The sequence below is a fragment of the Serinicoccus sediminis genome (genome assembly GCF_004153545.1).
Taxonomy (GTDB): domain Bacteria; phylum Actinomycetota; class Actinomycetes; order Actinomycetales; family Dermatophilaceae; genus Ornithinicoccus; species Ornithinicoccus sediminis_A.
This window is the reverse complement of sequence record NZ_SDVA01000001.1, coordinates 1-21345: the sequence shown is the minus strand read 5'-3', so window position 1 is coordinate 21345 and position 21345 is coordinate 1. Positions and strand designations below refer to the sequence as shown.

At 73.9% G+C, this 21345-nt stretch carries 19 protein-coding genes; 6 read left to right on the top strand and 13 right to left on the bottom strand.

Annotation, left to right across the window (positions count from 1 at the left end):
- Positions 1–64: 64 nt before the first annotated feature.
- Entirely contained in the window at positions 65–871 is an 807-nt protein-coding gene (locus EUS26_RS00095; protein ID WP_130011157.1) for an SDR family NAD(P)-dependent oxidoreductase, read from the top strand.
- 172 nt (positions 872–1043) lie between these two features.
- Positions 1044–3323 carry a cell wall-binding repeat-containing protein gene (locus EUS26_RS00090; RefSeq protein WP_130011156.1) on the top strand — a complete coding sequence of 760 codons (2280 nt, stop codon included), beginning with the start codon at positions 1044–1046 and terminating at the stop codon, positions 3321–3323.
- Between the two features lie 31 nt (positions 3324–3354).
- Here the strand turns inward: EUS26_RS00090 and EUS26_RS00085 are convergent, their stop codons facing one another.
- From EUS26_RS00085 to EUS26_RS00035, 11 genes are all read right to left on the bottom strand, one after another.
- Entirely contained in the window at positions 3355–4899 is a 1545-nt protein-coding gene (locus EUS26_RS00085; protein WP_130011155.1) for a flotillin family protein, read from the bottom strand.
- Between the two features lie 228 nt (positions 4900–5127).
- A complete protein-coding gene (locus EUS26_RS00080) occupies positions 5128–6093 on the bottom strand; it encodes an alpha/beta hydrolase (protein WP_130011154.1) in 966 nt (321 codons plus the stop codon).
- 5 nt (positions 6094–6098) lie between these two features.
- The gene (locus EUS26_RS00075; RefSeq protein WP_130011153.1) at positions 6099–6410 is read right to left on the bottom strand and encodes an AzlD domain-containing protein; all 312 of its coding nucleotides are present in this window, start codon (positions 6408–6410) and stop codon (positions 6099–6101) included.
- Positions 6410–7108, bottom strand: coding sequence for an AzlC family ABC transporter permease (locus EUS26_RS00070; RefSeq protein ID WP_130011152.1), 699 nt, complete (start codon positions 7106–7108; stop codon positions 6410–6412). The genes EUS26_RS00075 and EUS26_RS00070 overlap by 1 nt, the downstream gene beginning before the upstream one ends.
- 96 nt (positions 7109–7204) lie before the next feature.
- The gene (locus tag EUS26_RS00065) at positions 7205–9202 is read right to left on the bottom strand and encodes a cell wall-binding repeat-containing protein (protein WP_130011151.1); all 1998 of its coding nucleotides are present in this window, start codon (positions 9200–9202) and stop codon (positions 7205–7207) included.
- 131 nt (positions 9203–9333) lie between these two features.
- Positions 9334–9900 (bottom strand): NYN domain-containing protein, encoded by a 567-nt coding sequence (locus EUS26_RS00060; RefSeq protein ID WP_130011150.1) that lies wholly within the window; start codon positions 9898–9900, stop codon positions 9334–9336.
- 33 nt (positions 9901–9933) lie between these two features.
- A complete protein-coding gene (locus tag EUS26_RS00055; protein WP_130011149.1) occupies positions 9934–11124 on the bottom strand; it encodes an alpha/beta hydrolase-fold protein in 1191 nt (396 codons plus the stop codon).
- A complete protein-coding gene (locus tag EUS26_RS00050) occupies positions 11121–12158 on the bottom strand; it encodes a hypothetical protein (RefSeq protein WP_130011148.1) in 1038 nt (345 codons plus the stop codon). The genes EUS26_RS00055 and EUS26_RS00050 overlap by 4 nt, the downstream gene beginning before the upstream one ends.
- On the bottom strand, positions 12148–13365 hold the full coding sequence (locus EUS26_RS00045) for an ATP-grasp domain-containing protein (protein WP_130011147.1): 1218 nt from the start codon (positions 13363–13365) through the stop codon (positions 12148–12150). The genes EUS26_RS00050 and EUS26_RS00045 overlap by 11 nt, the downstream gene beginning before the upstream one ends.
- 59 nt (positions 13366–13424) lie before the next feature.
- The gene (locus tag EUS26_RS00040; protein ID WP_130011146.1) at positions 13425–15632 is read right to left on the bottom strand and encodes an acyltransferase family protein; all 2208 of its coding nucleotides are present in this window, start codon (positions 15630–15632) and stop codon (positions 13425–13427) included.
- Positions 15633–15850: 218 nt separating this feature from the next.
- On the bottom strand, positions 15851–17365 hold the full coding sequence (locus tag EUS26_RS00035) for a hypothetical protein (protein WP_130011145.1): 1515 nt from the start codon (positions 17363–17365) through the stop codon (positions 15851–15853).
- 111 nt (positions 17366–17476) lie between these two features.
- Between EUS26_RS00035 and EUS26_RS00030 the strand changes: the two genes are divergently transcribed.
- Complete coding sequence (locus EUS26_RS00030; RefSeq protein WP_130011144.1) at positions 17477–17995, top strand: peptidylprolyl isomerase; 519 nt, start codon at positions 17477–17479, stop codon at positions 17993–17995.
- Positions 17996–18010: 15 nt separating this feature from the next.
- Positions 18011–18937, top strand: coding sequence for a rhomboid family intramembrane serine protease (locus tag EUS26_RS00025; protein ID WP_130011143.1), 927 nt, complete (start codon positions 18011–18013; stop codon positions 18935–18937).
- A 70-nt stretch (positions 18938–19007) separates the two neighbouring features.
- Here the strand turns inward: EUS26_RS00025 and EUS26_RS00020 are convergent, their stop codons facing one another.
- Positions 19008–19271: a cell division protein CrgA gene (locus tag EUS26_RS00020; RefSeq protein WP_130011142.1), complete on the bottom strand. Its 264-nt coding sequence runs from the start codon at positions 19269–19271 to the stop codon at positions 19008–19010.
- A gap of 55 nt (positions 19272–19326) precedes the next feature.
- On the opposite strand from EUS26_RS00020, the gene EUS26_RS00015 reads away from it, so the two are divergent.
- Entirely contained in the window at positions 19327–20091 is a 765-nt protein-coding gene (locus tag EUS26_RS00015) for a DUF881 domain-containing protein (RefSeq protein WP_130011141.1), read from the top strand.
- Between the two features lie 12 nt (positions 20092–20103).
- On the opposite strand, the gene EUS26_RS00010 is transcribed toward EUS26_RS00015, so the two are convergent.
- On the bottom strand, positions 20104–20982 hold the full coding sequence (locus tag EUS26_RS00010; RefSeq protein WP_238148738.1) for a PASTA domain-containing protein: 879 nt from the start codon (positions 20980–20982) through the stop codon (positions 20104–20106).
- A 133-nt stretch (positions 20983–21115) separates the two neighbouring features.
- Between EUS26_RS00010 and EUS26_RS00005 the strand changes: the two genes are divergently transcribed.
- Positions 21116–21307, top strand: a complete 192-nt coding sequence (locus EUS26_RS00005; RefSeq protein WP_130011139.1) for a hypothetical protein — start codon at positions 21116–21118, stop codon at positions 21305–21307.
- Positions 21308–21345 lie beyond the last annotated feature (38 nt).

The window sequence follows — 21345 nt, the reverse complement described above, 5'->3', positions numbered from 1 at the left end:
ATTGAGCCCCCCGGAGTGCTGAGCCGTGGCTCGTGCGCATCGGCCGGATGACAGGATGACTGGCATGAGCTCGCACCCCTCCCGCGGCGTCCTGGTCACCGGCTCCTCCCGAGGCGTGGGGGCGGCGGTGGCCCGAGCGTTCGCGGGGCGCGGCGACAGGGTCGTCGTCCACTACCTGGGCAGTGAGGCGGCCGCGCACGAGGTGTGCCGCTCCCTCCCGGGCGAGGGGCACGCCGTCGTCCAGGCCGACCTCGCCGACCCGGACGCCGTCGAACGGCTGGCAGCCGAGGCGATCGGGGCGCTGGGCCGGGTCGACGTCCTGGTCAACAACGCGGCGATGCTGGCCGCCCCGTCGGAGGGCGGGAGCCGGCGGGGCGACCACCCGCTGGAGGAGACGTCATACCCCGAGTGGGTGGAGATCTGGCGGCGCACGCTCGAGACCAACCTGCTCGGCCCCGCCCACCTCACCTGGCAGGTGGCCCGGCACATGATCGACGTGCCGCCCGCGGACGACGTGCCCGTCGGGAGGATCGTCAACGTCGGCAGCCGCGGCGCCTACCGGGGCGAGCCCGACATCCCGGCCTACGGCGCGAGCAAGGCCGGCCTGCACTCCTTCGGCCAGTCGATGGCGCAGCGGCTGGGGCGGCACGGCATCGCCGTGACGTCGGTGGCACCGGGCTTCATCGAGACCGAGATGGCCGGCTACGCGCTGGCTGGGGACCGGGGGGTTGCCACGAAGGCGCAGAGCCCGTTCGACCGGGTCGCCCAGCCGCACGAGGTCGCCGACGCCGTGCTCGCTCTGGCCGACCCCCGGGCGGAGTGGGCCTCGGGCGCGGTCCTCGACCTCAACGGGGCCAGCCACCTGCGCTGACACCCCGCCGGACCGGCCCATGGGTCGCGACCGGCCGTCGCGGTGGTCACGGGGCTCCGCCCCCGAGGGTGCACACCTCTCCCGCACAGCACCTACCCACGGGGCGCGCGCAGTGCCACACTGAGGAGATCGGCGACGTGTGACGGGTCGCCGGGACGACAAGGGGTCCGTGATGCTCCTTCGACGGTTCTGGACAGCCGTGGTGGTGGCCGGCTCCGCGCTGGCCGTCGCCGTGGGCCAGCTCCCGGCGCAGGGCGACAGCACGCGCCCAGCCGTCTCGCCGGTGTCGCCCTCGACCCCGGTCCTGACCGCGCTGCCCCCTCCCCAGCCCGGCGCCGAGGTCTACCGCCGTCCGGTGGACGGGTCCTACACCGTCAGCGGACGCGGCTTCGGCCACGGCATCGGCATGTCCCAGTACGGCGCGCACGGCGCCGGCCTCGCCGGGCTGACCCACGCCCAGATCCTCGGCTACTACTACCCGGGCACCCGCCTGGACACGCACAGCCTCGGGCGCCTCCGGGTCGGCATCACCACCGACGACGACGGGGTCGTCCGGGTCGCCCACCGCTCCGGCCTCCGGGTCCGCAACGCGGCGACGAGCACGACGACCTACGCGCTGCCGTCCGGTCGGGACCAGTGGCGGGTGCTGGCCACCGGCACCACCGCCTCGAGCTGCGTGCTGCAGGGCCGGGTCGACGGGGTGTGGTCGACGACCTGGCCCGCGGGTCTGTCGCGCTCCTGCCCGCTGACCTTCAGCTCGCCCGAAGGCAGCGTCGACCTCTTCCTCCCCGACGGGTCGCTCCGGGTCTACCGCGGGGTGCTGTCGGCGGTGCACACGGGCACGCCCACCCTGCAGACCGTCAACCGGGTGTCCATGCAGTCCTACCTGCGCTCGGTCGTCCCGTCGGAGATGCCGACCTCCTTCCACCCCGCCGCCCTGCGCAGCCAGGCCGTGAGCGCCCGCACGTATGCCGCGCGCGGCGTGGGTGCCACCGCCTTCTACGACACCTGCGACACGGTGGCCTGCCAGGTCTACCGGGGCCGCGGGGTCCGCACCAGCACCGGCGCGATCACCTCCTACGAGCACCCCGACACCGACGCCGCGGTCGGCGCCACCGAGGGCCAGGTGCTGACCTACCCGTTCGCCACCGGCCGGGCGCTGGCCACGACGATGTTCTCCTCCTCCTCGGGCGGTCACACCGCCCCCGGCTCTGCAGCGCACCCCTACCTCTCGGCGCACCCCGACGCCTACGACGGCGTCGCCGGCAACAGTCGCCACACGTGGACGGGCGAGCTGCCCGTGTCGACCCTGGAGTCGGCGTTCGGTATCCCGTGGGTCGAGCGGGTGCAAGTGCTGGAGCGCGACGGCTTCGGGTCGTTCGGTGGTCGGATCGTCACCGCCCGCGTCGAGGGCTACAACTCCGCCGGCAGCTACACCTACCGGGACGTGACCGGCCCGGACCTCCGCTTCGCCCGGCCCTACCCCACCTACCGCGACGGGCTGTCCTCGCACTACGTCACCTTCGTCGCCGAGCCCACGGTGAGACCGGCCACCCGGATCGCCGGTGACAACCGCTACGCCACCAGCGCGGCGGTGTCCGAGGCCTGGCCGGCCGGGGTGTCCGTGGCCTACGTCGCCTCGGGACGCAACTTCCCCGACGCGCTCACCGCCGCCGCCCGCAGCGGCGTCCCGGACGCGCCCCTGCTCATCACCGAGCCCACGTCGCTGCCCCCCGAGACCGCAGCGGCGCTGGCCCGGCTGCGGCCCGGGCGCATCATCGTGGTCGGGGGCACGGGCGCGGTCTCGGGCGACGTGGCCGCACAGCTCGCGCGGTATGCGGTGAGCGGTGCGGTCCAGCGCATCGACGGCACCGACCGCTACGTCGTCGCCGCCAACGTCGCCGCGGCCTACCCGGCCGACGTGCCGCGGGTCTACCTGGCCAGCGGCCAGGACTACCCCGACGCGCTGGCCGGCGCGGCGCTGGCCGCCCACCAGGGAGCGCCACTGCTCATCACCAGGACCACCTCCCTGCCGGCCGTCGTGGCCGAGCAGCTCGAGCGGCTCTCCCCCGGGCAGCTCATCGTGCTCGGCGGGACCACAGCGGTCTCCACCGCCACCGCGCGGGCTGCCGCCGCCTACAGCGACACCGGGACGTTCACCCGGCTGTCCGGGACCGACCGCTACGGCACCGCCCAGGCGGTGGCGCAGTCCTACCCGGCCGGCACCACCCGCGCCTACGTCACCTCGGGCACGGCCTACCCCGACGCGCTCGTCGCCGCCGCCCGCGCCGGTCGCCAGGGCGCGCCCCTGGTGCTGACCCGGCCCACGAGCGTGCCGTCGGCGACGTCGAGCGCCCTAGGACGGCTCACCCTGTCGTCCGTCTACGTCGTGGGCGGGCCCAGGGTCGTCACCGACCGGGTGCTGGCCGAGCTGGGGCTCGCGCTGGAGTGACCAGGCCGGCTCGGGGCGACCCCGGCCCGGGTCAGCCGTCGACGCTGCTGTCAGCGGCCACGGCTGCCTCCGCCGGGCGCTCGTCCGCGGCCCGCTCGCCGCTCAGCATCTGCAGCAGGTCGATGCCGGTCTGCGACTTGAGCTGCCTGGCCAGCTCCTGCACCCCGGTCGACACCTGCCCGGAGAGCCGGGAGGCGCCGTCGCGGTCGATGACGGTGATGTCATCGATGCTGCCCAGGGCGTCGGCGTAGGGCTGCGCCATCTTCGGCAGCGCGTCCAGCACCATCTGCAGGCGCGCCGACTCCGGGAAGGTCTGGTAGGCGTCGGCCTCGGCCTTGATCGCCGCACCTCGCGCCTCACCCTTGGCCCGCTCGGCGGCCGCCTCGGCCTCACCGCGCGCCTGCACGCCGTCGGCCTCGGCCCGCGCCCGGGCGAGCGCACCCTCGGCGTTCCGCTGCTGCTCGACCAGCGCGGCCTCGGCGCGTGCCCGCAGGGCCGCGGCCTCCGCGTCGGCCTGCGCGGTCGTGCGCTGCGCCTCGGCCTCCGCCTTGCGGATCGCCGTGGTCTTCGCCGCCTCGGCCTCCTGCTCGGCGGCGTACTTGCGGGCGTCCGCCTCCTGGGCCGCCTCGTACTTGCGTGCCTCCGCGGGCTTGCGGACCTCCGTCTGCAGCTCCTGCTCGCGCAGTGCCGCACGTCGCTGGGCGACCTGCTCCTGCTCGACCAGCACCGACTGCTGCGCCTCGGCCTCGGCGCGCTCCTTGGCCGCCTCGGCCTCGGCCTGCGCGGTGGCCGTCTCCCGGGCGATCTGCGCGTTGCGCAGCGCCAGCGCCTTGTTGGACTCCGCGATCTGCACGGCTGCCTCGTTGGAGCGCTCGGTGCTCTCCTGCCGGGCCTGCGCCTCGGCGATCTCGGCGTCCCGGGCCACCGCGGCGGCCCGCGGGCGCCCCAGGTTGCGGATGTAGTCGCCGGAGTCCTCGACGGTCTGGATCTCGAAGTTCTCCAGGATGAGCCCGCGCTCGGCCAGCATCGGCACGGCGATGTCCTTGACCTCCTTGGAGAAGTCCTGCCGCTCGTAGAGGATCGACTCGACGGTCAGCGTGCCCGCGATCGTGCGCAGCACACCGACGAGCACCTCGCTGGTCTGCTGCTCGATGACCTGCTCCTGGCTCCGCCCGGCGAAGCGCTGCGCCGCGGCCCGCACCATCCGCTCGGTGCCGCCCACCTTGACCACGGCGATGCTGCGCAGGGTCACGCCGACACCGCTCTTGGTGGTGGCGTCCTCGGCCGTGACCGGGAAGCTCTGCGAGGCCAGCGACAGCCGCGCGACCTGCTCGAAGATCGGCTTGACGAAGGTTCCGCCGCCGATGACGACGCGCTGGCCCGACAGGTCGGTGGTCTCGTCCCCGGTCTCGGGGTTGATGACCGGGGTGCCGCTCTTGCGCCCGGTGATGATGAGCGCCTCGTCCGGGGTGGCGATCTTGAAGCGCACCTTGGCGTAGACGAAGGCGACCACCCCCAGGACGACGAGGACGAGGACGACGAGCGCCACGACGAGGACGGGGCCGGCGAGATCCATGGGACTCCTGAGGTATGACGTGCGGTGCGACAGGTGGGCTGTCGGCCCGTCGTGGACGTGGAGCCCCCCGGTGAACGCCCTGCCAGCCTGCCTGACCGGGCGGTCACCGCCACCCTAACCAGCGGGAGGGCCGGGACGGGGCAGGTCAGCGGGCCAGTCGTCGCCCGGCGTGGCAGGACGGACCGCCCGTCGCCGCCCGGCGTCACGGAGGGCCGGCCCGTCGCCGGATCAGCGTCCGGAGACCTCCTCCAGCAGGGCCGTGCTCGCCCCGACGATCTGTGTCTGCGCCTCCGCCCGGCTCGTCCCGGGTGTGCCGTCGCCCGGCTGCTCCCCGTAGTCGCCGAAGAACGCGTGGACGGCGCCGGCGACCTCGACCACCTCGGTCTGCGGCGGCAGATCGGCCAGGCTGGCCCCGATGTCCTCCGGCGTGGCGAGCCCGTCCTCGCTGCCCGACACGGTGGTCACCGCCAGGTCCTCCCGCGAGCTGAGGTCGTCGAGCGGGTAGGACGCCCACAGCAGCAGGCCGTCCACCTCGTCGGGATGGTCGGCGGCGTAGGCCGAGGCGACGACCCCTCCCAGGCTGTGGCCGCCGGTGGCCCAGGCCGCGACCTCCGGGTGGTCCGCGACGACCCGCTCCGGCGCCCCGACCGCGGTGAAGCCGATGTCGAAGGGCTGCTTGACGACGACGACCAGGTATCCGTCCGCCGCGACCTCGCTCAGCAGCGGGAGGTAGGCCCGGGGGTCGACCCGCGCGCCCGGCTGGAAGACCAGGCCGGTGGTCGGTGCGGCCGCCGTGGGCGTGAGGGTGATCCGCGACGCGGCGTCGGTGACCTCGACCTCGGGCGTCCCGTCCATCAGGGCCACGGCCTGCGGGCTGGCCCCGAACGGCCGGAGCCAGCCCAGCACGCCCAGCACCAGCAGGCTGAGCACGATCGCCACCGCTGCGCCCACGACCTGCATCCAGCGCGACCGTCGTGGGCGCCCGTCCGGATCAGTGCTGTCACCCAGGGCGCCGCGCAGCCCGAGCCCGAGCAGCACGACGCCGACCGCCGCGGCCACGGTGACCGTCACCGCATACGCCGGGTGCCCGGCCAGCAGCACCCCCGCCCGGGTGAGCCAGATCCACGCCGGCACGAGCAACCACAGCGCGCCCAGGACGAGCTGGAGCCACGGAGCGCGGCGTGCTCTGGTCATGCGGCTCACGGTAGACCCGCGAGCCGGCCCAGCGCCGCCGCGGCGGCGCCCACCACGACGACGAGCAGGAAGGGCGCGCGCAGCAGCAGCGCGACGAGGGCCGCGGCCAGGGCCAGCAGCCGGGAGTCGATCGCGAGCGCCTGCCCGTCGGCCACCGCGTTCATCGTCACCAGCGAGGCCAGCAGCCCGACCGTCATGCACCCCGAGACGCGGATGAGGGCGGGCGAGCCGAGCAGCCGCTGCGGCACGAGGTAGCCGCTGAGCTTGGTGAGGTAGGCGAGCGTGCACGCGGCGAGCAGCCACAGCCATGCCGTCATCACGCCGCCACCTCCTCCGGGGACCGGTCGCGGCCCCACCACCCGACGAGGGCGGCGACCGCGGCCGCGACGAGGATGGGGATGCCCGGCGGCACCAGGGGTATGGCCAGCACGGTCACCACCGCGCAGACCGCGGCGATCGCCCCGGGCTCGCGTCCGCGCAGCCGTGGCCACAGCAGCCCGAGGAAGGCCGCCACGGCCGCGCCGTCCAGGCCCCACCGCCGCGGGTCGCCGAGGGCGTCACCGGCCAGGGCGCCGACGAGGGTCATGAGGTTCCACAGCCCGAAGACGCCGACCCCGGCGGTCCAGAAGCCGCGCCGCTGCTCGGTGCGGTCGGTCTGCCCCAGCGCGATCGCGGTCGACTCGTCGATGGTGACCTGGGCCGCGGCCAGCCGGCGCCAGCCCCGGGGCCGCAGGAGGGTGTTGACCTGCATGCCGTAGACGCCGTTGCGCAGCCCCAGCAGGGTGGAGGCGCCGGCCGCGGAGGCGGGGCTCCCACCCCCGGCGAGCACCCCGATGAAGGCGAACTGCGAGCCACCGGAGAAGAGCAGCAGGCTGAGTGCGCAGACCTCGAGGACCCCGAGGCCGCTGGCCGTGCCGAGCGCGCCGAAGGACACGCCGTAGGCCCCCGTCGCCAGGGCGATGGACAGCCCGGCGCGGGTGGCCGGGCTGGTCCGCAGCAGCTCCCTGACGTGCACCAGGCCATGGTGCCGTCAGGTCGGCGGGTGCGGGAACCCGGGGTGGAGAGGTGGCGCCCGGGGCGGATCCAGGGGCCTTCTCTCCACCCCGGGGGCTCAGCAGGTTCTGCTGCCCGCGTCCCAGGACAGGACGCCCGACCCGCCGGCCAGCCGGGAGATCCGGATGTCCAGGGCGTCGTAGACGTCGTCCACCGACCCGGTGCGGCAGCCCTTGCGCACCAGCAGCAGCGGGGCCGAGCGGTCGGCCGCGAGCTGGGTGCCGGCCATCGCGTCCACCGGCGCGTCGCCGGCCGCGAGCACCGCCGTCGTGGAGTGCTCGAAGGCGTCCATGGCGATGAGGGCGCTGGTCTGGTAGCGGTTGCCCCCGCCGAGCCGCTCGACCCGGGCACCGGGCAGCAGCGTCTCCGCCTGCCGCACCACCGAGTCGGCGACGGCGCCGGTGCCGCCGAGCACGACGACCCGGCTCGGGGCGAGCTCGGCGAGCCGGGCCGCGGTCACCGGCGGCAGGTTCGTGGTGCGGGTGAGCAGCATCGGGGCCCCGACGTGGGCGGCGGCCGCGCCACCGCCGAGGGCGTCGGTGAGGTTGCTGCCGCTGGCCAGGTAGACGGTGCCGCTGCGCCACTTCTGCTCGTAGCTCAGCTGGACCGCGGTGTCGTAGCGGTCCTCGCCCGCCACGCGGCGCACGGCATACCCCTTGGCCTGCAGCGCGCGTCCGACGGCGGGCGTCACGGCCTTCTCGCCGCCGACGAGGACGACCTCCAGGGCACCCATGGCCTCGAGCACCTCGACGGTGGCCGGCGGCACCTCGGTGGGCTTGGTGAGCAGGACGGCGGCGTTGCCCTTGCTGGCGACCGGGCCCACCCCGAGGGCGTCGGCGATCTCCACGCCCTGGGTGAGGTATGCCGTGTCGACGCCGTAGGGCGCGCCCTCGTGGGCGAGACCGGCGGCCACGTCGTAGCGGTTGGAGCCACCGATGCGCTGCACCGCGGTGCGGGCCATCTGCTGCTCGGCGGCGACCATGGTGCGCAGCGCGCCCATCATCTGGTACATCTGCCAGCCGGGGCAACTGGTCGCGTAGACGTCACGGTGACCGTGCAGGACGGACAGGGTGCGGGTCCAGCCGAGGTAGGAGTTGGTGTAGCGACGCTGGCTGTTGACGTCGACGCCGTTGGTGTTGAGCACCCAGCCGGCGGTGCGGGCCAGGGCGGCCAGCTCGGCCTGCGGCACCCCGCTGATCTCGTGGTTGCCGAGCGAGCTCAGCCCGAACCAGTCGTAGTTCATGCCGTAGGAGTGGGCGCCCTGGACGTTGTTCTCCAGCCCGCCCGAGCGGCCCTCCCAGACCCGGCCGTAGCGGTCGACGATCGCGTTGTAGCCCACGTCCCGCCAGTCCAGGGTGTGCGCGTGGTAGCGGTAGACGGCGCGCAGCATCGCCGGGACGTCCTCGGCGCTGTAGTAGGCCTCGGTCGCGGTGTGGTGCAGCGTGATGCCGAGCTTGGGGGTGGGGCGGACCGGCCCGTTGCTGGGGATCAGGCCCATGTCCTGGGCCCAGTCCTTGCGCCGGCCGACGGTCAGACCCTTGGTGGCGGCGTCGGCGGTCGGCAGCTCGGTCACCGTCTCGACGTCGTCCTGGGTGACCCACGTCGTCCAGCTCTCGATGCGGGCGTCCTGCGCCTCGCCGGACAGCTCCACCTGGACCCGGTCGGCGTCGAGCAGCACGGTGCCGTCGGTGCCCCACTCCCCGGTCTCGGCACCCTCCTCCTCGGGCCCGGTCGCGAGGCCGTCCTCCAGCGACGTCCACTCCCCCCAGGCGCCCTCGTTCTCCACCCGCAGCCGGGCGCCGCCGTCCTGCGGACCCGACCAGCGCACCCCGACCACGGTGACGGCGCGGTCGTCGACCGCGAGGGTGCCGCGCAGGACGTCGGCGCCCTCCCCGGAGGTGGCCTGGGCCAGGGGCTCCAGCGGGACCGAGCGGTGCTCGGCGTCCGACGACGGCTGCTGGTCGTCGGCGGCGACGGCGGCGGGGAGCGTGGCCCCGGGCACGGCGAGGGCAAGCGCGGTGAGCGCGGACAGCACGAAGCGACGGGCAGAGAGCATGACGGATCTCCTTGACCGGAGACGTCCGGCCGCGACTACTGCTTCAGAGGGACGCAGTGACACTAACCTCAGGGGTCACCGATGTCACTACTCTTTACCCAATGCATACCTTCTGATCTGCGGCGATGCCCTTACTGGAGGAACTGGGCCGGGTCGAACTCCGCGATCGGGATGATGCGCAGGCGCGGCAGCGGCGCGTTGAAGGCGCGGGTGTCGTGCTCGAGGTCGAAGAACTCCATGCCCTGGTGCACGAGCTGGTGGAAGCCGACGTTGCGGAACTCCTCGAAGGCGATGAGACCCACCCGGCGGGTGCCGTCCAGCAGCGGGGTCACCGTCTCCAGGAAGTCGCCGTCGTGGCTGACGAGCATGACGTCGTCGGTGCGCTCGTGCAGCGCCTCCAGGGTGCGCTGGATGGCGATGTCGACGACCTTCTCCTCGGCCGTGCCGGACAGCGGGACCGGGGTGTAGCCGAGCGCCCGCAGCGCCTGGACGAAGGACATGGGCAGCCCGCTGCTGGCGTTGAGGAAGAACAGCCCCTTCGCGCTCTGCCCCCAGGTCTCCTGGGTGAAGGTCAGCAGGCGGTCCCACCGGGGCCGCTCGTCGGGGTGCGGGCGCCGCCCGAGGATGGAGTTGCCCAGCGTCGCGTCGATGTTCTCGCCGTCGACGAGCAGGTAGGTGGTGCGGTCAGCAGCAGGCATGACGAACCTTCGTCTTTCTTCTCGTGTATATCTTTATTCGTAGACGAGCTTCTGCGGCCCGGGGAAGATCCACGACAGCCCGTCCCGCAGCCGGTCCCGCCAGTTCTCCCACGAGTGGCCGTCGCGGGACTCGACGTACTGCACCTGGGCCCCGGTGGACCGGAAGACGGGCACCATCGAGCGGTTGGGGACGATGAGCGGCTCGTAGACGCCGCAGGTGATGAACATCCGCTCGGCCACCCGTTGCGGGTTCTCGCGGTAGCGGTTCATGAACTTCACCACCGGGTCGAAGGCCGGGCCGCCGCCGTGGTCGGAGCCGATGTCGGTGAAGACGAACGACCCGGACTGCAGGAAGAGGTTGTCCCACACCCCGGGGTCGCGGGCCGCGGTCGACAGCGACGCGACCGCCCCGAAGCTGGCGCCCATGAGACAGCGGGCGTCGGACCGCCGGATGACCGGCAGCTGCTCCTCCAGGGCCGGCAGCAGCTCGGTGGTGAGGTGCCGTGCGTGCGGCGCGTGGTTCGGGTACTCCCGCAGCCGGTCGCCGGGGTTGGTGAAGACGACGATGGTCTCGGCCATGTCCAGGTCGTGGATGAGGTTGTCGAGCACGGTGCGCATGGCGGCGTAGTCGAGGTAGTCGTCGCCGTCGTGGACGACGAGCAGCGGGTAGCGGCTGCTGCGCCGGAACCGCGCCGGCAGGTAGACCCGGTGGTGCGCCGTGCGGCGTAGCGCCGTGCTCGGCAGGGTCAGGTCGACGAGCTCCCCCGGCCGGGCGTCCGACTGCGGGGTGATCCACTCGGGGCGCTGGTATCCCGCCGCCTGGCACACGCTGGAGGACCCGACCGGGCTGTGCGCCACGTGCGGGTTGAGCGGATCGTTGAAGGTCTCGACGCCGTCGCCGTGCCGGACCTCGATCTGGTACTCCACCCGGGAGGCCGCCGGCAGCTCGATGGTGACGTACCAGAGCGGGGTGGTGCCCTCCGGCACCTCCAGCCGCTTCATGGGCACGTGCTGCGGCTGGTTGACGATGCGGTGCCGGACCGCCACGCCGTCGGCCTGACCGCGGTAGAGGAAGGTGCACTTGGCGCCCTCCACGACCGGGACCTCGTGCTCGGCGAGGAAGCGCTGGATCACCTGCTCGTCCAACCGGCGGGTGCGCAGCTCGTTGATCGCGAGCTTGCCCTTGTGCCGGGGCGGCGGGGGGTATGCCGGTTGCTGGCTCACGCGCCCTCCTCGCCGGACGCGGCATACCGGGTCGTGGTGCCGTCGGCCCCGAAGATGCGGGTGCCCTCGGGCACCCGGCCGTCCGCGGTCAGGGTGACCCGGTCGCCCGGGTCCAGCGGTAGCGCCACCCGGGGGTGGCAGCGGTGGGTCAGCGTGCGCATGCGGTCGAGATCCTTGACGTCGAGCCGGTCGCTGGCGGCGGGCAGCGCGACCAGGCCTCGGGTGAGCCCCAGCCCCTCCATGAGCACCTCGGCCACGCCGGGCGCCACCACCGAGTCGTCGTAGAACAGCACGACCCGCTCCGTGAGCGCCATCGCCCCGGCGCCCCACGCGACCACCGGGCGGTCGACCCGCGCGTGGACCCCCTGCGGGTCGGCGGGGTCGGTCACCGCGGTGGCCAGCACCGGCGCGAGGTTGAACATGTGCAGCGTGCCCAGGAGCACGCCGACGTGCCCGCCGGCGATGACGACCGCGTCGCACTCGCCGACGATCCGCCCCACCTCGTGCCGGCCCCGCACCACCGCGTCCCGGTGGTGCGGTTCGTGCACGGCGTAGAACTCCTCGTGCAGCTCGGCGACCCGGCGCACGTGCCGGTCGTCGAGATCGTGGATGATCTCGAGGACGTCCTCGATGGCCATCTGGTGCACCCGGGCGTCCCGGGGCTGGTGGGCCCGGATGCGGGTGCACGCCTCGACGGCCTGCTGCAGCCCGATGAGGTAGAGCTGCTGCATCTCGGTGAGGACCTGCCGGCGGTGCCGGTCGGCCCGCTCCAGCTCGGGGTCCTCCTCCCAGATCTGCTGCATCCGCTGCCAGAGACCGAGGTTGACGCACCTGCCGGACAGCAGGTCGACGAGCAGACCGTCGTCGTGCTCGCGGTCCCGCCACCCCGCGGTGATGGTCGCGACCCGGGCCCCCTCCAGCCCGAGCGAGCGCATGACGTCGTCGACCACGGGGTCGCGCTGCGGCCCCAGCAGGGTGATGCGGTGGTCCGGCGCCGCGTCGCGGTCGCCGTCGACGGTGCCCTCAGCGGGCATAGACATGCACCGTGCGCCCCACGTCGTCGAGCATGTCCCGCAGCACGTCGAAGTCCGGGTGGCGCATCCGGATCCAGGCGTTGGCCATGAAGCCGGCCTCGACCGGCTGGGTGCCGGTCCCGGCGACGGGCACGTGCGCGTCGATGATCCACCGGCCGTAGCGGTTCTCCACGTCCTCGAGACCGCTGTAGCCGCTGATGACGCCGTCCTGGTCCGGGCGCAGCGCGACGATGCCGGCGCTGTGGCTGCGGCTCGGGCGCTCGCGCACCTCGCCGTGGACGACGGACTGGGCCCACGCGGCATACACGTCCATGTCGTTGGCCGCGCAGTAGAGGTCCCAGCAGCCGACGCCGGGCGGGCGGCAGCCGATCTCCGAGAAGGTCAGCCCGCGGGGCCCGTGGAACCACTCCATGTGGGTCGCCGAGGTGCCGATGCCCAGCGCCTCGTTGACGCGGTAGCCCATGGCGCGGATCTCGTCGTAGAGCCCACCGTCGTCGATCCGGTTGGTCGTGACGAACTGCGGCGAGATCCACCGGGCCCGCATCCCCTCCAGCACCCCGGGGAAGTAGTGCGAGGCGAAGTCGAGCTCGATCCGGCCGTCGACCGAGACGGTGTCGTAGAAGCCCTCGTGCCCCTCGATGAACTCCTCGACGGCGATCGAGCTGTAGCGGCCCATCCGCTCCAGCGCGGCGGCGAGCTCGGTGTCCGAGCCGACCCGGACGGTGTCGGCCGCACCCGCCGCGTCGCGCGGCTTGAGGATGACGGGGTAGCCCACGGCCGCGACGAAGTCCCACACCTGGCCGGCGTCGTCGGCCCCGGTCGACCTCGCGGTGGGGACCCCGGCCGCGCGCAGCGCCTCCTTCATCGAGGGCTTGTCGCGGCACAGCCAGGTGGTGCGCACGGAGGTGCCCGGTATGCCGAGGTCCTCGCGCACCTGGGCGGCCACCAGCTGGTGGGACTCGATGGTGGACTCCATGCGGTCGACCCAGACCATGCTCTGGACGCGCCGGACGGCGTCGGTCATCTGCGCGCGGTCGGTCACCGAGCCGACCTGCTCGTAGTGGACCATCCAGGACGTGAGCTGGTCGTCCAGGTAGTCCAGCGGGGTCTCACCGATGCCGATGACGTTGGCGCCGGTCTCCGCGAGGGCCCGGGCGAACTCACGCTGGTTCTTCGGGAAGTGCGGCTCCACGAGGACGATGTTCACGACCCTGAGCCTGCCATACCGAGGCGGTCCGCGGGGAGTGCTGGAGCGGGGGCGCGGCCTCAGCCGCGGCGGGCCAGCTCGTCGAAGGCGCGGGCGACGACCTCGGCGTAGACGTGCATGCCGTCGAGGTCGGGGTGCACGTTGTCGCTCTGCAGCGTCTCCGGCTGCTGGCTGATCGTCGCGTTCCACTCACCCACCACCGCGTGGGGGTAGTCGGCGACGACCTCGCGCAGGGCCTCGTTGGAGGACTCGGTGAAGGAGGCCTGGACGTAGATGTCCATGACGACGACGTTGCGCTCCGGGCCCAGCATGTCCAGCACCTCGCGCAGCGCGTCCGCGTCGACGCCGGCGTTGGTGCCGAGGTGGAGGACCACGTTGTCGCGCACGGTGCCCGCCTCCAGCGCCTCGCCCACCCGCTCGCTCGCGTCGCCCCACTGCCGGTTGGACTCGGCGACGAAGGCGAGGTCGGGGAAGCGGTAGGTCAGCCCGTCGGCGCTGGTCACGACGAGCGAGTCACCGATGGCGGTCAGGTCCGAGCCGGAGGGCACCAGCAGCCCCTCCTCGTCCCGGGCATAGGTGCTGCCGTTGACCTCGACCTCGCCCGGCCCCGTGGTCGCCTCGGGGTCCTGCCCGGTGGTGTCGTCCGTGGTGTCCTCCGACGGCGCGTCGTCCGACCCGGCCGCGTCCGCGTCCGCGTCCTCGGCCGTGCTCTGGCTGCCGGGTGCGGTGCCGAGGGTGGCGCCCAGCCCGCTGCCGCTGCGGACCGCCTCGCCGGCCCCCTCGGGGTCGGAGCCGGACGGCCCGGCGCTGTCGATGCGCGTCTGGGACTGCTCGATCTGCCGCTGGGTCGCCGACTTCTCCGGGGCGGTGACGAGCGCCACGACGGTCGCGAGCAGCAGCACCGCCAGCACCGCGGCGACGATCTTCGGACGCCGGCTGCGGTGCCAGCCCCGGGTGAACCAGCCCGCGGCGTGCCGGATGCTGGCCCGGATCCCGCGCCGGCGGACGGGCACCTCGAGCAGCCGCCAGGACAGCTCGGCGACCACCAGCGTGATGACCAGGGCGGTGAGCATGACGACGGTGCCGCGGGTGGTGCCGACGGCATAGGGGACGAGCGTGCCCGCGATGACGAGGACGGGCCAGTGCCAGAGATAGATGCCGTAGGACCGCTGCCCCACCCAGACCAGCGGCCGCAGCGACATCAGCGACCGCCACGCCGACGGGGCCTCCAGCAGGCCGGCGATGAGGACGACGGTGGCCAGCGATGCCAGGGCGATGCCACCGCGGAAGGTCAGCGCCGAGTCCTCGCCGGACCACCGCATCAGCGCGGCGAGGACGAGCAGCGCGCCGAGCACGGCGGGCCCGCGGGCGCGGCGCCACCTCGGGCTGCGCAGGCCGGCGCGGTGGCGGGGGTCGGCCCAGGCGAGGGCCAGCGCGGCGCCGCCCATGAGTCCCATGAGGTGGGTGTCGGTGCCGTAGTAGACCCGGGTGGCGTCCTGGCCGGCGGTGAAGAGGGTGGCCATGAGCACGGTCGAGGTGAGCCCGAGCAGCGCGACGGCGCCGACCCGGTGCCGGGTCGTCGGGGCGAGCGCGAGCAGCACGACCAGGGTGAGCGGCCAGAGGAGGTAGAACTGCTCCTCGACCGCCAGGCTCCAGAAGTTGACGAAGAGCAGCGGGCTGGTGCTGTGGAAGTAGCTGGCCCCGGCGGCGATCTCCAGCCAGTTGCTCGTGAAGGTGAGCGCGCCCACGGTCTGCCGGCCGATGCCGACCAGCAGGTCACCGCCGACCAGCCGGGCCGTGGCCACGCTGACCACCACGACGACGGCCAGCGGGGGGAGCAGCCGTCGGGCCCGCCGGCGCCAGAAGGTGGGCAGGTCGACCCGGCCGCGCTGGTCCACCTCGCGCAGCAGCAGCGTGGTGATGAGGAAGCCGCTGACGACGAAGAAGACGTCGACGCCGAGGAACCCGCCGGGCAGCGCCGCCGGGAGGAAGTGGAAGGTCAGGACGGCGATGATGGCGATCGCGCGCAGGCCGTCGAGGCCGGGGATGTGTCCTGGCCGGGGGTCGACGTCGCGGGGGCCGCGGCCGCCGCGGCGGGGCCGGCGCGGGGTCCGGGGTGCCTCGAGGACGTCACCCGGTGCCGCGGTGTGCTGCGGGGGCAGCGAGGCGCGGGTGCGGCCCCCGCCCGGGTCGACGAGGGCGCGTTCACGCCCGGGTGCCGGGGGACGGTCCGCCGCGGGGCTCGGGGACGAGGCGGGCAGCGACATCTGCCGTGGCACCTCCTTCGTGGACCGGCCGGGGAACCGCTGGCGACCAATCTAGGGGCGCCGTCGCCGCAGGTCGGGGAGGTGCGCGGTGTGTCGCCCCCGACGGCCGGTCCGGCCGTGGGCGTGCTGGCGGGTCGTGCGGCCGACGGTCACGCACGCGACGAGGCGCCCACCGGTGCGGTGGGCGCCTCGTCGAGGTGGTGCGGTGGTGCCGGAGCTCAGGCCCGCGTGGGGTTGTCGCCCTCGTCGTCCTCCGGGGCGTGCGGCGTCGTGCCGTGCTCCCGGTCGTGCGCCTGGGCCGACTGGATCTCGTCGGTCGGGGACTCGCCGGTTCCCTGCTCCTCGACCGGGGCGGCGGTGTCGCTGCCCAGATCGTCGATCTGCTCGGTGTCGAGCATCTGCGGGTTGCCCTCGTCGTTGAGCGTCGGGGCCGGCACGTCCTCGCCGCCGTGGTCGCGGGTCTCGACCTCGCCCTGCTCGTCCGAGCGGAGGGTGTCGTCCTCCCCGATGCCGTCGTCGGCCACCGGGTGGTCGCCCTGGGTCTCCTGAGCGTCGTTGCTCATGGTGATCTCCTTCTCTGTGGTGGTGGACCCGACCGCACCCCCCGCCACGGCGGTGGCCGTCGCAGGCGCGGCGGTCGTCGAGGAGGTGGAGGTGGTCGAGGTGCTCGCGGCCCACGGGTCCCGCGTGTCCTTGGCGGCCCACGGGTCGGCGGCCGGCTGCTTCTGCTCCTGCGCCAGCCACCAGGCGAGACCGGCACCGGCGGCGGCGAGCAGGCCGAGGGCGATGAGCACCCCGCCCTTGCGCTTCCGGCGGGTCTTCGGGCCCCCGGTCACGGCCGCCACGACACCCTCGTCCTGGGCGAGCAGGCGGTCCTTGCCGGTCTGCATGTCGCCGAGCATCTGCTGGATCTTGGGCAGCAGCTCCTCGTTGATGAGGTCGCGCACGTGGTCCACGGCCGGGGCCACCCCGGCGACGCCCTCCTGGGCGCGCGGGACCGCGACGTCGATGCCGTGGTCGACCCCGGTGACCGCACGGTCCCGGGTCGCCGCGGCCAGGCCCGCGAGGGCGGCGGCACCCGCACCGGCCTTGGCCACCGCGGCCTCGCCGTAGGGGCCGACCTCCTTGGAGGCCCGCTCCCAGGCGGCCGTGGAGCGCTCGCGCAGGGCGTCCGCGGCGTGGCTGCCGTGGGCGCGCAGCGCCTCGCCCTGCTGGCGGGCGTCCTTGGCGGTCTGCTTGCCCTGCTTGCGGGCCTTCTTGGCCAGGTGGTCGCCCTGCTTGCGGGCGTCCTTCACGGCCTTCTTGCCCTGCTTGCGCACATCCTTGGTCGCCTTCGCGCCCTGCGTGCGGGCGTCGTCGGCGAGACGGGAGGCGCCGGCTCCGGCCATACCGCCGATGGCGACGGCGCGGCTGCCGGCCTTCTCGCCCTGCTTCTCCAGGGCGGACCGGCTGTGCTGACGGGCCTGGCCCGCGGCGTCCCGGGCCTTGCCGGCCGCCTTCGCGGCGGAGTCACGGTCCTTGCTGGCGGCCTTGAGGGCCTTGGCCCGGGCCTTCTGGGCGTGCTTGCGGCCGGACGTGTCGTCCTGCGGGGCGGTCACCTCGGCGAGGGTCGCCAGGAAGGCGGCGCCCAGGTTGCGGGCGCCCGAGGCGGCGCTGGCACCGGCCTCGGAGGCGTCCTGCCGGGCCCGGCTGGCCTGGGTCGCGGCCCGCTCGGCATCGGTCTTGAAGAACACGTGCTGTCCCTCCTGTTGTCGGTCTGGGCCCATCCTGCCCTGTCGCGCCCCCGAACTCCACCTCACCCGCCACGGCACGCGGGCCCGCGAGGGCCGTGCGAAACTGGGGTCATGAACGTCACGTTGCACACCAACCACGGCGACATCGCGCTGGTGCTCTTCGAGCACGCGGCCCCCAAGACGGTCGCCAACTTCACCGGGCTGGCCACGGGGGAGAAGGAGTACTCCGACGACGCCGGCCGGACCAACCCGCAGCCGTTCTACGACGGCCTGTCCTTCCACCGCGTCATCCCCGGGTTCATGATCCAGGGCGGGTGCCCGATGGGCGAGGGCTTCGGCGGACCGGGCTACACCTTCGACGACGAGATCAGCCCCGACCACGACTTCACCCAGCCCTACATGCTCGCCATGGCCAACGCCGGCAAGCGCATGGGCAAGGGCACCAACGGCTCGCAGTTCTTCATCACCGTGGAGCCGACGACCTGGCTGCAGGGCAAGCACACCATCTTCGGCGAGGTCGCCGACCAGGCCTCCCGCGACGTCGTCGACGCGATCGCCGCCGTGCCGACCGGTGCCGGTGACAAGCCGGCCGAGCCGGTCGTCATCGAGCGGGTCAGCGTCGAGGGCTGAGCCCTGGACGAGACGGTGAGCGGGCCGGCGGCCGACGCTCCCCGGGTCCCCCCGGGCGGTGACGGTGCGCCCGGGGGCCCGCCCGTCTGCCCGCGGCACCCCGACCGCACCAGCTACATCCGCTGCCAGCGCTGCGAGCGACCCACCTGCCCCGACTGCCAGCGCCCGGCCGCGGTCGGTGTCCAGTGCGTCGACTGCGTCGCGCAGGGCGCCCGCACGGCGCCGGTCGCCCGCACCCGCTTCGGCGCCCCGGTGCGGCAGGGCCGCCCGGTCGTCACCTGGACCCTCATGGGCCTGTGCCTGGTGGTGTATGTCGCGCAGCTCGCCAACCCCGCGGTCACCCGGGAGCTGGCCTTCGTCGGTGTGCTCGCGGGGGCCGAGCCGTGGCGGTTGGTCACCTCGGCGTTCGTGCACTCCCCGCAGAGCCTGCTGCACATCGCCTTCAACCTCTACATCCTCTTCGCCATCGGGCCGGTCATCGAGGAGGCCCTGGGCCGGGCCCGCTTCGCGGTGACCTACCTGCTGTGCGCCGTGGGCGGCTCGGTAGGCGTGCTGGTGCTGTCGGTTCCCGACCCGGGCTGGACCCGTTTCGTGGTCGGCGCCTCGGGCGCGATCTTCGGGCTGCTGTTCCTCTACGTCGTGCTCGCCTGGCGGCGCGGCGGGGTGTCGACGGGTCTGCTCGTCATGATCGGCATCAACCTGGCGCTGCCGTTCTTCGTCGGCGGCATCGCCTGGCAGGCGCACATCGGTGGCGCCGTGACCGGGGCCGTGATCGGCGGTCTCATGCTGCTGACCTCGGCGCCCGGACGCTCACCGCAGGCCGCCCGGCGTCGGGCCATGGCCTGGCCCGCCCTGGCCGGCGTGCTGGTGGTGCTGCTGCTCCTCGCCGGGCTCCGGGTGTGGCAGGTGATGGGCCCGGCCGGGCTCGGCCTGCCGGGCTGAGCCGGGTCACCCGGCCGGTGCGAGTTACACCGGTGTGCTTATCCCCATCCTGGGGACGACCTGTGGACAACTACCGCCACTGGGTGGCCATGGCGAAGCCCACCATGATGAGCCCCATGCCGATGCCGAGGTTCCAGTAGCGGATGGACTCGATCGGCCACAGGCCGCCGGTGATGTAGAAGACGGCCACCCACAGCACCCCGATGATCATGAGGGCGCACATCACCGGCACGAACCACGAGGGGTTGCTCGGCAGGCTCTGCGTCCTGGGCTCCGTCTGGCTGGCGCGCTGGGCGCGCTTGCGGGCACCCTCTCGGCCTCGGGACTCGGGCACGTCGTCTCCTTCGTGGGGGGAACAGCCAGGATATACGCCGGATACCCTGGGGAACATGACCGATGAGCCGCGCGGGGTGGGGGCGTCCACGACGCCGCCGCGACGCCGACCGCCGGCCCGCACCGCCGGGGTGACCCTCGTCTGCCTGGCGGCGGGGCTCCTCTTCGGCACCAGCGCCTCCCTGGCCCGGGACGCCGACCCCGAGCCCGCGGACCTGGTGGACCTCATCACCCAGCGCGACGGACAGGTGCGCGAGCTGAGCGCGCAGGCCGACGAGCTGCGCGACGAGGTGGACCGCCTCAGGACCGAGCAGGCGACCATCGCCTCGGTGGTGGACGGTCAGCAGGCGGAGGAGCTCGCGGTGGGCGTGGGGGCGACCGCGGTCAGCGGCCCGGCGCTGAGCGTCGAGCTGGACGACGCCGGCTACAGCCTGGACACCCTGCCCGAGGGCTACTCCGTCGACGACGTGGTCGTGCACCAGCAGGACCTGCAGGGGGTCGTCAACGCGCTGTGGGCCGGGGGGGCCGAGGCGATCATGGTCCAGGACCAGCGCATCGTGGCGACCAGCTCGGTCCAGTGCGTGGGCAACACCCTCTACCTGCAGGGCCGCGTCTACTCCCCGCCCTTCACGGTCACCGCGGTCGGCGACCCCGAGTCGTTGCGCGCCGCCCTCGCGGCCGACCCGGTCGTCGCGACCTACCGTGAGTGGGCGGACGCCGTGGGTCTGGGGTATGCCGTCGCCGACCTCGGGGAGACCGAGCTGCCGGCCTACGTCGGCCAGCTCCGGCCGAGCCACGCCCAGGTGGTCGACTCCCGCTGACCAGGCTGGGCGTCAGCGGGGCGGGTCCTCCGTGGGCGGCGGGTCCGCCGGGGGATCGGGCTCGGTCGGCTCCGGCTCGGTCGGCTCCGGCTCGGTGGGTTCGGGCTCGGTCGGCTCCGGCTCGGTCGGCTCGGGGGAGGTCGGTTCCGGTGACGTGGGCTCCGGCGAGGTGGGCTCCTCGGTCGGCGTCGGCGTGGGCGACGGGCTCGGGGTCACCGTCACCGACTCGGTGACGACCTCGGTCGCGGTCTGCACCGGTTCGGCGGCGACCACCAGCTCCACCGTGGTGCCCTGCTCCACCGTCTCCTCCGCCTCGATGGACTGCTCGAGCACGGTGCCGGCGTCCGCCTCGGCCGTCCGGCGGGTGGTGACCTCCCACTGCAGGGTCTGCTCGTCCAGCAGCAGGACGGCCTCGTTCTGGTCCAGCCCGACCACGTCGGGCACCTCCACCTCGCCGCTGGACACGGTGAGCACGATCAGGTCGTCCGGGGCGATCTCGTCCCCCTCACCCGGGTCGCTGGAGACGACCTGGCCCTCCTCCCAGTCGGGGTCGTCGGTCTCCTCGGCCTCGTCCCGCACGTTGGTGAAGCCCTCCCGCTCGAGCAGGTCCCGGGCCGCCTGCTCCTCCAGACCCACCAGCCGGGGGATCGTCTGCGCCTCGGGCCCGGCGGAGAGCGTCAGCTCGACCTCCTCGCCCCGCGCAGCCTCGCCCCCCGGCGGGTCCTGCTCGATGACGATGCCCGGCTCCTCGTCGCTGTTGCGCTGCACGACGTCCTCGGCCACGGTGAAGCCCGCCGCCGTCAGGGTGGTCCTGGCCTGGGCCTCGGTGCTGCCGACGGTGCTGGGCACGACGAGCATCTCCGGCCCCTCGTCCCCGTTCGGTCCGAGCACCTGCACCAGCACCCAGGCGACCCCGGCCAGCGCGACCAGGGCCAGGGCCCCCAGCAGCAGCGCCGCGCCGGGGTGCCGGCGCTCGCGGACGGGCAGCTCGTCGGTCCGCTCGTAGCGGTCGTCCTCGTCCCGGGTGACGATCCCGGTCCGTTCCTCCGACCACGCGCCCGGGGCGTCCGCCCGGGGGCCTCCGGCGGGGACCGCCTGCGTGGCGGCCCCGGCCCGGCTCGCCGCCGCGGCCGCCGCGGCCGCGGAGCCGGCGGGCGCCCGTCAGTCCCGGCGGTGGGTGGACGCCATCGGCGCCTGGGTCGCGGACCGTGGCTGACGTGCGCGACCCCCGGCCCCGGCTGCTCGTCATGGCGT